12 protein-coding genes are annotated in these 12,830 nt (G+C 31.8%); 3 read left to right on the top strand and 9 right to left on the bottom strand.

Translation table 11 applies throughout. From position 1 onward, the window contains the following. The gene (locus tag D1818_RS04930) at window positions 1–2,097 is read left to right on the top strand and encodes a glycoside hydrolase family 97 protein (protein ID WP_118456678.1); all 2,097 of its coding nucleotides are present in this window, start codon (window positions 1–3) and stop codon (window positions 2,095–2,097) included. Window positions 2,098–2,186: 89 nt separating this feature from the next. Here D1818_RS04930 and D1818_RS04925 read toward each other — a convergent pair whose 3' ends face one another. Continuing rightward, window positions 2,187–2,555: a DUF983 domain-containing protein gene (locus D1818_RS04925; protein WP_118456677.1), complete on the bottom strand. Its 369-nt coding sequence runs from the start codon at window positions 2,553–2,555 to the stop codon at window positions 2,187–2,189. A gap of 173 nt (window positions 2,556–2,728) precedes the next feature. Between D1818_RS04925 and D1818_RS04920 the strand changes: the two genes are divergently transcribed. Further along, the gene (locus tag D1818_RS04920) at window positions 2,729–3,607 is read left to right on the top strand and encodes an AraC family transcriptional regulator (protein ID WP_118456676.1); all 879 of its coding nucleotides are present in this window, start codon (window positions 2,729–2,731) and stop codon (window positions 3,605–3,607) included. A gap of 84 nt (window positions 3,608–3,691) precedes the next feature. Here the strand turns inward: D1818_RS04920 and D1818_RS04915 are convergent, their stop codons facing one another. Then, window positions 3,692–4,048: a hypothetical protein gene (locus D1818_RS04915; RefSeq protein ID WP_118456675.1), complete on the bottom strand. Its 357-nt coding sequence runs from the start codon at window positions 4,046–4,048 to the stop codon at window positions 3,692–3,694. Between the two features lie 127 nt (window positions 4,049–4,175). On the opposite strand from D1818_RS04915, the gene D1818_RS04910 reads away from it, so the two are divergent. Beyond that, window positions 4,176–5,021, top strand: coding sequence for an AraC family transcriptional regulator (locus tag D1818_RS04910; protein ID WP_118456674.1), 846 nt, complete (start codon window positions 4,176–4,178; stop codon window positions 5,019–5,021). Window positions 5,022–5,115: 94 nt separating this feature from the next. Here the strand turns inward: D1818_RS04910 and D1818_RS04905 are convergent, their stop codons facing one another. The 7 genes from D1818_RS04905 to D1818_RS25235 form a co-directional block, all read right to left on the bottom strand. Next, window positions 5,116–5,925 carry an OmpA family protein gene (locus D1818_RS04905; RefSeq protein ID WP_118456673.1) on the bottom strand — a complete coding sequence of 270 codons (810 nt, stop codon included), beginning with the start codon at window positions 5,923–5,925 and terminating at the stop codon, window positions 5,116–5,118. Between the two features lie 68 nt (window positions 5,926–5,993). Beyond that, the gene (locus tag D1818_RS04900) at window positions 5,994–6,431 is read right to left on the bottom strand and encodes a hypothetical protein (protein ID WP_118456672.1); all 438 of its coding nucleotides are present in this window, start codon (window positions 6,429–6,431) and stop codon (window positions 5,994–5,996) included. 70 nt (window positions 6,432–6,501) lie between these two features. Continuing rightward, complete coding sequence (locus D1818_RS04895; RefSeq protein ID WP_118456671.1) at window positions 6,502–7,407, bottom strand: DJ-1/PfpI family protein; 906 nt, start codon at window positions 7,405–7,407, stop codon at window positions 6,502–6,504. A gap of 11 nt (window positions 7,408–7,418) precedes the next feature. Beyond that, entirely contained in the window at window positions 7,419–8,687 is a 1,269-nt protein-coding gene (locus tag D1818_RS04890; protein WP_118456670.1) for a PepSY domain-containing protein, read from the bottom strand. Window positions 8,688–8,850: 163 nt separating this feature from the next. After that, window positions 8,851–11,181, bottom strand: a complete 2,331-nt coding sequence (locus D1818_RS04885) for a TonB-dependent receptor (RefSeq protein WP_118456669.1) — start codon at window positions 11,179–11,181, stop codon at window positions 8,851–8,853. A gap of 71 nt (window positions 11,182–11,252) precedes the next feature. Then, entirely contained in the window at window positions 11,253–12,278 is a 1,026-nt protein-coding gene (locus D1818_RS04880; RefSeq protein ID WP_118456668.1) for a transporter, read from the bottom strand. Between the two features lie 167 nt (window positions 12,279–12,445). Continuing rightward, a complete protein-coding gene (locus D1818_RS25235) occupies window positions 12,446–12,664 on the bottom strand; it encodes a hypothetical protein (RefSeq protein WP_158596952.1) in 219 nt (72 codons plus the stop codon). Window positions 12,665–12,830: the final 166 nt, after the last annotated feature.

Genomic DNA, 12,830 nt, shown 5'->3' with positions numbered 1-12,830 from the left:
ATGGGTAGAATATTAAACTTACTAATAAGTATTCTGGTTTTGAGTTGTTCTACTCCTAAGGAGATAAAAACAATGGTAATATCTCCAAATTCAGAAAATACGATCATATTTTCTTTAGATGATAAAGGTCAGTTGTTTTATGCTGTTAATTCAATAAACACAAAGTTTATTAAATCTTCTGCATTAGGGTTTGAATTAAAAAATCAATCACTTAAAAATGATTTCGAAATATTGTCTTCTGAAATTAAATCAGAACGTTCAGAATGGAAAACAGTATGGGGACAACGAGAAGTTGTAAAGAATAGTTTTAACCAACTAACACTTCATTTAAAACAAAAGAATTCAGGAATTCTGATTGATGTTTTGGCAAAGTCTTTTGATGATGGCGTTGCATTTAGATATGTGTTCCCGGAACAAGAAAATTTAAAGGATTTTGTAATTACCGATGAGTTGACCGAGTTTAATTTCGCAGATGATTATAAAGCTTGGTGGAATTTTGCCGATTATGATAATTACGAGAAAGTATACTATAACTCACCAATTAGTAAAATAGGAGATTCTTTACAGTTTTTTAGAAGACCAGACAAAGAAGAAAGAGCGAATATGGCTAATACACCAACAACTATCGAAGTTAATGATAGCTTGGTAATTAGTATTCATGAAGCAAATTTAACTGATTATGCTGGAATGAATTTGTTAAATACTCAAGAAGGCTCAAAATTGAAAGCACATTTAACACCTTGGTTGAATGGAGATTTGGTAAGAGCATCAACACCTTTTCAATCACCTTGGAGAACAATCCAGATTGCGAAAAATGCTGGAGATTTAGTAGAGTCCGATTTAATTATGAATCTGAATCCGCCTTGTGCTTATGATGATACTAGTTGGATTGAGACTTATAAATATATTGGTATTTGGTGGGAACTACATATAGGTAAAAGCGCGTGGGCAGAAAAAACACAGTTTGGTAGGCCCATAAAAAGACCGCACGGGGCTAATACTAAAAATGCTAAATACCATATAGATTTTGCATCAAAGCACGGTATTCCAGATGTTCTTATCGAAGGCTGGGATAAAGGTTGGGATGATATGGAGGGCTCATGGACAGGATATGGAATTTTTGATTGGAAAACACCCACAGATGATTTTGATATAGAAGAAGTTTCTAAATATGGGAGAAAAAAAGGAGTAAGAATGATGATGTACCACGAAACTATTTCTGATATCGACCATTATGAACCAGCTATGGATGAATTATACCAAATGTGTAAAGATTTGGGAATGAAAACAGTAAAAGTTGGGTATACAGGTGATGTAAATTATGATTATAATAAAAAGACCTATAAACAACATCATCATGGGCAGTATATGGTTCGTCATTATAAAAAAATGATTCAAAAAGCTGCGGAATATCAATTGCTTATCGTTAACCATGAACCAATAAAGTTTACTGGAGAACAGCGTACTTATCCAAACATTATGGCTAGAGAAGGAGCTCGTGGCCAAGAATATAACGCGTGGAGCGTGGGTAATTCACCAGAACACGGAGTTGTATTACCGTTTACCAGAATTCTTGGAGGTCCTATAGATTATACACCTGGTATTTTTAAAACAGACTTACCGGATAAAGACTGGAGTGACAAAAAATTTAGAGTTAGAAGTACCATTTGTAAGCAATTAGCATATTATTTAACCATGTATAGTCCAATACAAATGGCAGCAGACTTACCAGAAAATTATGAAGGTAACGATGCGTTTCAATTTATTAAAGATGTACCAACTAACTGGTCTAAAAGTAAAGTGTTAAATGCTAAAATAGGAGATTATTATACGGTTGTTCGTCAGGAGCGAGGTACGGAAAATTGGTATTTAGGTAGTATTTCTGATGAAAACGAAAGAACATTTAATATCGATTTATCGTTTCTTTCGGAAGGTAAAAATTATGAAGCAACTATTTATGAAGACGGGAGAGAAGCTGATTGGGAAACAAATCCACATGCTTTTATAATAACTAAAAAACAAATAACATCAAGAGATACTCTTAAAATAAAACTAGCAAAGGGAGGTGGTCAAGCTATAGCTTTCAAGGTTAAATAGTATATATTGAACCCATCTTGACTTTTTATTTTCAACTATTTTCTATTTCCAAATATATGAACTACGTGGTTATTTGATGTTTTCTAATTTTACTTATAACTCATAAAAAAGTTAATCCAAATATTTCGAGATATTCTAAGAATTATCGGAAGAGAAAAAACCATGACCAGTACAATTATACAATAAGTAGGTATTAAATCAATACCAAGTATAAGGTAAGACATAATAAACGCAGCACTAGCAAACATTATACCTACAGGATAACTTACATACATGGCGCCGTAAAAGAAGGAAGGTTCAATTTTATATTTTGTATTGCAAGAACCACATCGTTCTTTCATTTTTAGCGTTTCTTTTAATTTATAGGGATTTTTCTCAGAATACATGCTCTCATTCTGACAAACAGGGCAACTCCCTTCCAATATGCTGTTGATTTTTGTTCCTTTTAGAAGTTTCATATGGTATTTATTTGTAAATAAAAGACTTCGGTTTTTCGTAATAAGGATTTTCTGTTTATTAGGTAACCTTTAATTTTTACTAATATAAAATGCAAATTTAATGATACTTAGGTTTTAAATATTCAGAATTTTATCGCAACTTTTTGTACTTTAGAGACATATTTTGTTTTTTCTTGAAAACTATACCAATATTAAATATAACTCAATTCGAAAAGGAAGAATCCCTGACAGATTTTTACAGTAATGATCTAAAGAAACATTTACTAAAAAATAAGGAAATCTTTCATAGACCACATAAGCACGACTTCTTTCTATGTGTGTGTTTTTTAAAAGGAAGTGGGATACATGAAGTTGATTTTGATTCTTATACAGTATCACCAGGAAGCGTGTTTTTTTTAATGCCGGGTCAGACACATTATTGGAAATTTGATGAACAGCCAGAAGGCTATATCTTTTTTCATTCGCAGGATTTTTATGAATTTCATTTTTCAAATAAAAAACTCCAACAATTTCCATTTTATTACTCTTACAATAATCCACCTTATATAAACTTGACGATAGATAACCTTACTCCGTTAGAATACTACTTTAAAGAGGTGAATTTAGAATTTCATCAAAGTTTACCTTTTAATAAACAAAAGATAGTTAGTTTAGTTGATCTTATTTATATTGATTTATCTCGTTTGTATATAAATGAAAAAACAGTACATAGATCTTCAACCCCGATTTACTTACAAACATTATCTTCTTTAGAAACTACAATAGAGGCGTTTTATAAAACAGAAAAATCTGCAAAGTTCTATGCAGAAAAACTTAGTATTACTACTAAGCACTTGAATCGGATTACAAAAACAACATTAAATAAAACTACGACGGAATTAATAACGGAGCGTATTCTATTGGAAGCAAAACGGCTCATCGTACATTCTGATAATTCTTTATCCTTAGTTGGACAAAGTTTAGGTTATGAAGATTATGCGTATTTCTCTAAGGTATTTAAATCGAAAACACATAAAACACCTATGGAGTTTAGAAAGGAATATAGGTTGTGAAATAAGCGAAATTATATCTTACTAACATGATAAAGAAAAATCCAATCAGAAATGATTGGATTTTTTTATTAGTACTAGTATTTACTATGCATGATAATAACGTTCTCTGTAGATTTTTCCGTCTTTCCATTCGGTAACTACGGTTTGCTCGGAAAGCATGGTACTTCCATCTTTAAGCTTTAATTCCATTACTGCGTCATAAAAAGAATGGTTTCCATTAACTGCATAATTTTTTACGTCATATCTAATAAACTCCGAAAGTTGGTTATCGATAAAATCTTGTTCGAATTTTAAATTAAATTCTTTTCCTTTTTTAGGTTTGTCATTACTTTCTCTAAGTTCTACATCATCATGCAAATACGTGTCCATAGCTTCTATAAAAGCTCCTTTTGATAATAATTGGTGAATGTGTTTTAGATTATTCTCTATTATGGTTTCCATTTGTATTTTATTTTTAGATTAATTATTTATACAAATGTAGGTCAGAAGTACAGGCTGTAAAATGTAAATTATTCCTTAAGACTAATAGATTTTTCTGTTTTGATAAAATTTATTTGTTTATTTGAGGATGAGATTAGATTATTCAAGCATAAAAGATGAAAGCACATTTATTCTTACAGATTTTAATTGTTCTTCATCATTAGACTTATTAAGAAATAAAGGATTATATAAGATCATATGGAGTAAAGATCATGAAGTAAGTTTTCGTATAGACGGTTCTCTTATCGAGTTAGAGAAAGATCAAATCGTTTTTTGTACACCATTGAATGTATTAGAGATTGATAAGAATACAGACGGTATCATTTCATTAGTGTTTAATAGAGAGTTTTATTGTATTAGAGATCATGATCAGGAAGTTTCTTGTAATGGTTTTTTGTTTTTTGGTTCTTCTGTTCCGCAGATATTAACACTCAATGAAAAAGAAAAAGTAAGTTTCTCGATGATGTTTGATTCTTTTAAAGAGGAGTTTGAAAATAAAGATCAGATACAGGGAGAAATGCTTCAGACACTTCTAAAAAGATTTCTTATTAAATCTAGAAGACTTATCAAAGAAGACTTGCCAGAACCGGATTTACCAAATAATCAACTGGATATCATTAGAAAGTTTAATATTTTGATTGAACAACATTTCAGGGAAAAACATCAGGTAGCTGAGTACGCAGAACTATTGTTTAAATCTCCGAAGACCTTATCTAATTTGTTTCATAAATACAGTGATAAATCGCCTTTGGCAACGATCAATGAGCGTATTGTATTAGAGGCAAAACGGTTATTGATATATTCAGACAAAACTTCAGAAGAAATAGCATATGAGTTAGGATATAAGGAAGCAGGACACTTTTCTAAGTTTTTTAAGAAGCACGCGGGAATGAATCCTACCGAGTTTAAAAGTAAAAAGCTCACAAGTTCTTAAATATTAGGATACTGATATTTTAATTAGAATAATTAAAAAAGACCAACTAGAAATAGTTGGTCTTTTAAGATATGTTAGATAAAACTTTAAAAAGTTAGTTCTTCATATTGTCTTTTACCAAATTGTAGAACTCATCAAATTTTGGATCAATTATAATTCTTGTAACTGTTTCAATACTTTCAGTACTATATTCACTTTTACCTAAAGCTTCTAAGCGTTTAGGGTCCACTTTATAATCTGATTGTAAGACTCTTACAACGGATGCAGCCTGTCTGGAACTTAAATCCCAATTATCTATAATCTTTTTCCCATCTAGTTTTAGGGCATTACTGTTTCCTTCTACTAAAACACTAAGATTAGGATTAGCATTTAATGTAGCAGCAATTTTTTCTAATGTTGATTTTGCTTTTTCATCTACAATATAATTCTTGTCATTTTCTCCAAAAAGGGTAGTATTTGGTAAAACTATATGTATCGTACCATTACTGATTTTTATATTATCACCTCCAATAGCATTCTTGAACTTACTGAATACTGCCAAATTGATTGAGTCATTAGCAGTAATTGCATCATTGATCGCATTTAGTTGTTGATCTTTTGCTTTAATGATTTCTTGTGAGGTCTGAAGATTATTAGCTTTCTTATTAGAAAGCTCTGTAAAACTACTCATATTAGTTAATAGCGTAGCGTTAGTTTCTTTCAGGTCAGCTACCTGAGTCTCCATTGTTTTTACTTTAGACAGACTTACTCTTTCATTTTTACGAGCCTCAGTTAATTCTCCTTCTGTAGTTTTTAACTCTTGTCTAAGCTTATCAATTTCTGCTAGTAGATCTTTCTTTTTTTGAGCGTGTACAAATGTATTGGTCAATAGCAGTACAGAGGCAAATAAAATAATTTTTCTCATTGGTATAAGCGATTTGTTGCAGCAGCAAAAATAAAACAATTTTATAAACTATAACCAAAAACCGGAGGTTATGACTTTTCTAATAGTTTCTTTGCATTATTAATACTAGAATTGATTTGATCTCTTAGTTTATTAACTTCAACTTCTTCTTCCTGAAGCATTTTCATTTTAGCTATGAATTTTTCCATATCCTTTGCTGTGTTTTCTTCGCCGTGAGGAAACTTAGTACTAAAATCACTCATCCAATCCATCATAAAATCATAAGAGTCTTTAAGATCTTTTTGAGCATTAGCATATGACTTACCAGTAGTCGTCGTATCAATTTTGGGCTCCAGATCCTTTATTAAAGAACTCATCGTACTCATCTTAGGCATTACTTCGTCATGTACATCGATTACTTTTTGCATCAAAGCATCAAATTCTTGTTCTTCTTTAGATAGTTGATTACAAGAGAAAATCATTATGGATGTGATTATGGTAAAAATAGGTATAAAAAGCTTTTTCATGTGTTTATATATTTTATTTATTCAAAGGTATTATTTTTCTTTATTTTGTTAGGGCTTATATTTTGTGTATTTATTCTTTATCCATTTCTATTAGAGGCTGCAATCCAGTCTCATACATCCTTTTAATAACGTAGCTTATCACTGGATTTGTTTTATCTGGATGTCCTCCAGAGAAAGGAGGGTTAGGGTTATATTCGAGATTAAGTGCAATAGCCTCTGCATAGTTTCTACCTAAAATATGGTCAACTAGGGCTAAACTCATATCGATTCCAGCAGAAACCCCAGCACTGGTCCAATATTTTCCGTCGTTTGTATATCGTTTTTTAACATATGTTGCTCCATAAAGAGATAATGTTTCTTCAGCTTTATACCAATTAGTAGTAGCTTCCTTACCTTCTAGTAATCCAGCTGCTCCTAGTATCCAAGCTCCAGTGCATACGCTAACTGTGTATTTGCTATTTTGATCAATTTTTTTGATCCAATCTAATAATTCTTTATCCTTAGTTGCTTTATAGGTTTCTATTAATCCCCCTGGAATAACTAAAATATCTAGTTGATCAATGTCTTTAATACTATAATCTACTTGAATTTTTACATTACTACTACTGCTTACAATTCCTTTGTTTCTTCCTATCAAAAGTTTTTTAGTGTCGGCCATACCATTTAGAACAGACAGAGGCCCCATAGCATCTAACATAAAATATCCATCATAAAGAAGTATTCCAATAGTAGCGATAGTATCATTTGGTACTTCGTGAATTAGGGTCATAAGTTCTTGATGAGACATTGCATCTAACTCTGATTTAGAGTATATCGTTTCATCTAGTTTTAAGTTTCGATTTTCTGAAATTTCATTTTGTGAAGTTTTCGATTTAGAAACATCAATGGAATTAGGATTCTTGTTATTACTTTGGTTTTGCTGTTGACAACCTATCATAATGATTATAAGGAACAAGGAGATATATGATTTTTTCATAATATGTGTTTTTAATAAGATTTAATTCTATCATTTTGATTTTTGAGTTTCATATACCTTCGTACATATTCAATAATGAGAATACAGATAAGGCTTATTCCAAATAAAGGGAACAATAAAGAAAGTAATACAAGAATTACAACAATACCATATCCAACCTTAAATGAAGCAGGAACTTTAGGAACGCCCCAACTTTTCTTTCGTTTTCTTAATACATAAGATAAAATAGCCGACACACTCATTATTGTTAACATAATGGCTGTACATAATACCAACCACCAATTCCATGGGCCGAATTCACCCTGATGAAAGGCCATAAACCACATTCTTCCTCGCATTAGAATTCCTATGTCTTTCCAAGTATGTTTTAGAATAGGTTCTCCAGAGTATTGATCAAAATGAATTTTTTCTTGTGATGATAAATCAGATGGATTGAAATTAGATAGACTGTATACACCTTTTGGGCCTTTTGGGAAACTAATTGTTACCACACCTGGAAGTTGTAATGTTTTTGCTTTCGCTACAATTTGATCCAGTGTTAAAGCATTTCCGGAAGGATTAGACTGTATTTGGTTTTCTTGCCAGGTAGCGGGGTATCCGGTATTCGTTATTTTTTGTATTTGTTTAAAGTTAGTACCAAAAACATCGGTCCAAGGAAAACCTCCAGCTAAGATCATAAGTAATAAAATGGATATCCAAAACCCCGAAATGGCATGTACATCCCTATAAAATGTTCTATGATCAAGTTTTGTTCTGGGTATAAAATACCCTTTTAACTTCCATCTTCTAGAAGGCCACCAAACATATAAGCCAGTTACTATTAAAACAACCATCCAACTAGCTATCAATTCTACGATCTTAGTTCCGAATTTACCCATTAACAGTTCTCCGTGTAACTTTCTTACGGTATGCATATCGGTTTTTTTACTAATAATCTCTCCAGAAATAACACCAGTATACGGATTGATAAACAAACTACTCTTGCTGCCAAATCTACCAGAAATAAATTCCGTGGCTTGGTTAGGAGATGTAGATATAATCAAAGAGTTAGGTTTTTTAATAGCATTAGTATTAGCAATTGACCATTGTTCTTGTAAAGAAATAGGAGTTCCGAATACAGTTACTTCCTTTATATGTTTTTGTTTAGGAATTTCATAATTAGATTTAAATAAATAGATTGTTCCTGTGATAGAAAGCATAAGAACAAAAGGCAATGAGATTAATCCAGCTATAAAATGCCATTTCCATAGCCAAGTATTAAGTTTTGATTTTTTTTTCATGATGTATTGTTTTATAAAAACGTACAAAAAGATCTACTGCCTATATTTTCTATTACCCCATAACAGAAAGTAATATGTGCAAACCAATATTAGAGATGTCGACTCTTTTAGACACATATTATATAGAGCAGCAGACCATAATTATATTTTAGAAACTTGTTTTTTAAAAATTATACCTTACTCCAAGATGAAAAGCTTTTGGGTTTCCAATAGTGAAACTATTTTCATTTCTAAATCTATTATATGAAGCTCTTGCAGCATATAATTCATCAAAAACATTTAAGGCATGTCCCCATATTTCAAATCCTTTATGGCTTATTGAAGCTCTAAGATTAAAGACATTATGACCATCATATGTTGCTGTACTAAATGTTCCATCATCATTTTCGACTTGATTCTCGAAACTGGTATTATAGCTTCCTACAAGCTCGTGTTCTCCTGAAATGCTAAAACCAATATTTTTATACTCTTTACGATAGGTTATAATAGAGGTCCCCAATAGGTTAGGAGCGGTCTCTCTTTCCGTATCTGAGTAATCCACACCACTATCAAAAAAATCTATGTATTGATGTTTAGCATAACTACCATTATGAGAAAGTGACAATTCCTTAAAAATGTTCCAAGTGATTCCGTATTCAATTCCGTAAGACCTAGTTTTACCAGCATTTGTATTAAAAAAGTTATCATCTAGGTCTCGTAAAGTGATCAATGTATTTTTTCCTTCTAATACGTATACAGCGGCATCTAAGGACAGTTTTGACGGAATAGAGTAATATCCTCCAATTTCATAATTGTTATATCTACTTGGTTTAATACCTTGTACTTCATTTCTGTTTCGATATAAAGTAGAAACTTGAGGCGGAGTGAACCCTTGAGAATAGTTGGCATAAATACCTGTTCGGTTCGAAAAATTATAGTTGATTCCTAGTTTTGGGGTTATATTATTGAAATTATCTACAGCATCTTCTACTCCCACGATTCCATCTACTTGATTATCATAGTCATATTCGAATCCATCATATCGTAAGGCAGCAGTAACTTTTAATTGCTCGATAGGGGATATCTCATATTGAAGAAATCCAGCATAGTTAAAGATGTCAGCTTCGTAATTCAATATAAAATCTCCAAAATTAATGTTGAAATCAATGTTTCTTCCTGTTGTAGGATCTACAATGATACTGGTAGTTTCTGCTATATATTTTTGAGGAGAAAAATCACCGGTAGCCCCTAAAATTAATGATGAATTAGCAAAGTTAAAATCTAGTTTATGCTGAATTAATCCTACAAAACTTTTAAATTGGTTAGAGTTTATTTCTCCAGACCCAAAACCAGTTAACTGGCCTTGATCTCTAAACTGACGAACTCTATACGATGGATTTTGATCCATTGTGTTATCTCTGAAAATGAAATTAAAAGAAGTTTTATTACGATCATTCCAGAACTTGTCTAAAGTTGTTCTGAGTCTAAAAGCTAAAGCTTCTCGTTCGGTAAATGTTTGATCACTTTCAAAATTTCCTCCAAAATAATCTGACTCACTTAGAGAGCCACTCATATCTGATCTGTAGTCAATAATATCTAAAACCGTTGTCCATTTTGTAGTTTCAGAAAAGTCATACACGGTTTTAAACGTAACTGCTAGTTTATTATAATCACTATGTTCTATAGGCCCATCTTTTCGTTGTACGTAGTGAGCACCAAAATAAAACCCAAATTTATCAGTTGTTTTATCGGAAATTTCTAATTCATAACGTGTTAACCCTATGTTATTAGTCTGAAAACCAATACTTCCACTCAAGTTTTTAGTTGGTTTTTTGGTGATAAAATTAAAACTTCCACCAATGGATTCACTACCATAGATACTAGAAGAAGGTCCTTTTAGCACCTCTATGCGATCATAAGAAATATCGTTCATTTCTAATAAAGCGTTATGATTAAAAACCGAAGTAGGGCGTATTTGTAACCCATCTTCTAGATATAAAAAGAGGGCTTTTGTGGAAATAGGAGAACGAACAGCCATAAAATGTTGCTCATTACTAGCGGCTCTAGAAGTAGACATAAAAACTCCTGGAACCTGATTCACCAATTGATCAATACCAAAAGGCTTTGTTTCTTCGATAGTTTTTGCAGAGATTGTAGAAATCGATCCAGGGACTTCAGAACGTTTCTGAATTTCTCTGCTCGCTGAGGTAACGAATACCTCTTCTAGAGCTACATTATCTTCAGTTAATCGGATGATATTGATATCATTAGTAAGTGTTACTTTCTTGGTTACATATCCTAAGAAACTGACAATTACATCACTTGAGTTTTTGAGAATTATTTTGAATGAACCTTTATCATCACTCATTACACCATTATCAGGTATACTTGATTCCATTATTGTTGCTCCAGATAATGGATTGTTAGAGTTATCTACAATTTTTCCTTGAAAAGATTGTGCGTAGCTTTGAATTCCAAAAACAAGGAATATAGCCAACATTAGTATGTTTTTCATTATATTTAATGTATAGGTATAGTCACTCTTAAATAGATGTACACCTAGTTATTAGTTAGTAAGTAAATATTTTATAAGGCGTATTGAAGACCTAGCGTAATGGTTTCTTTATTTCTTAATTGTACGCCATTCATATTTTGGAATAGCGGAATAGCAGCTTCAAAACCAAGACGAAGGTTTTTAAGATTTCCTTTAAAAGCGTATAAATTAAATCCTAAACCAGCGTTTGCATAAGTCATTCCAGAATTTGCAGTATCTGCAGTGATTACCATTATTGGGTTTAGATCAGGATTCGTTCCATTTATTTTATCAGTAGCCCCTAGTTCTAATCGCCCAGAAAAACTTAGCCAATCTGCTGCCGTTACAGCTATCCAATTGTTTAAGCTATACTTATTTCCTAAGCGGTATCCATTATCATTCTCGCCAATTCTAAGTGTAGTTCTCGCTTGTGTACCAAAAGAAAGTATAGTCCATTGTTTTAAATATGTTAAAGCTAGTTCTGTATCCCAAGTTCCAGTTCCGATCTGCATTGGGTAGGGGAGTATTACTTCATTCGGAGCAGAAGCTGGAGTTACATCTTGTTCGTCAATACTTCCAGTTGGTATGGAGATCCCTATCTGACCGTGTAATTGTTGTTTGTTTTTATTAAAAAATTTATATAACGCTGCAATTTTAGTATCACCAAATCCAGAAGACTCAGTGGTAAATGTTCCTCCCATAGCGGTAAGATGATCCATTTTTTGTGATAAATAGTTCACCATCGCTATTAAGGTTATATTATCGGTTGGAGCATACATCATGCCTAGCATGTGCATATGCATAGGCATACTTGTTGGGGTAACCATATAAACATCGTTGGGACGGAGAGCATTCGAGAAAGGTACATTTTCGCTACCTCTATTAAGGTCTTCCATATTCATGTACATATAGCGATAACTAAACATGAATTCGCCTTTTCCGTGTGTATGATCTCCCATTACTGATATTGGAGCGTGTCCATCTGGTCTTGATCCTGACCATTTATTTTCTTTATCTCCTTCTTGTGCGGATATAAATTGAGTTACCATTAAAATAATGGCGTAGATATATGTTTTCATTTTATAAATGATTTGTAATTGTATGAGCTATCGATTCAATAATAAGGGTATACGATTATATACCGACTTATTTTGAATAGCTTTAAAAGTTTAAATAAAATATAGAGTAGGATAGCTAAGAATCATTCTTAGCCATTTTCTATATGCAGATATCACCGGTTAAGTGATTAAGAAAAATATATATCAGGAGGGTGATCAATGTTTTTGGAAACATTTTCTTTGTATAACTGTATTAGTTTCCAATTTGGTTGGTGTTCCGTATAAAAATTTGGAATGTTTTTAATTTGTAAAGTGTTATCCTCGAAAAATAGAGGAATAAAAGCTTCAATAATTATCGTAAATGAATTTGTGTTATTAGTATCAGAAGTAGTCTTACTCTTTTTCATCTGAGTCATTAGGTAACATTTCCCATTACAATTTAACTTTGGTCTTTCTTTATTAACACAATATTTTTCTATAATGTCATTAATATTAAGCTGGTAGTAAAGTACATTACTAATTTCTATTGCTGGTCTGATAGCAAAAGCGGTGAATATTAATATAGAAAAAAAG

Source organism: Aquimarina sp. BL5 (assembly GCF_003443675.1).
Lineage (GTDB): Bacteria > Bacteroidota > Bacteroidia > Flavobacteriales > Flavobacteriaceae > Aquimarina.
This window is presented reverse-complemented; position numbering and strand designations above follow the sequence as displayed.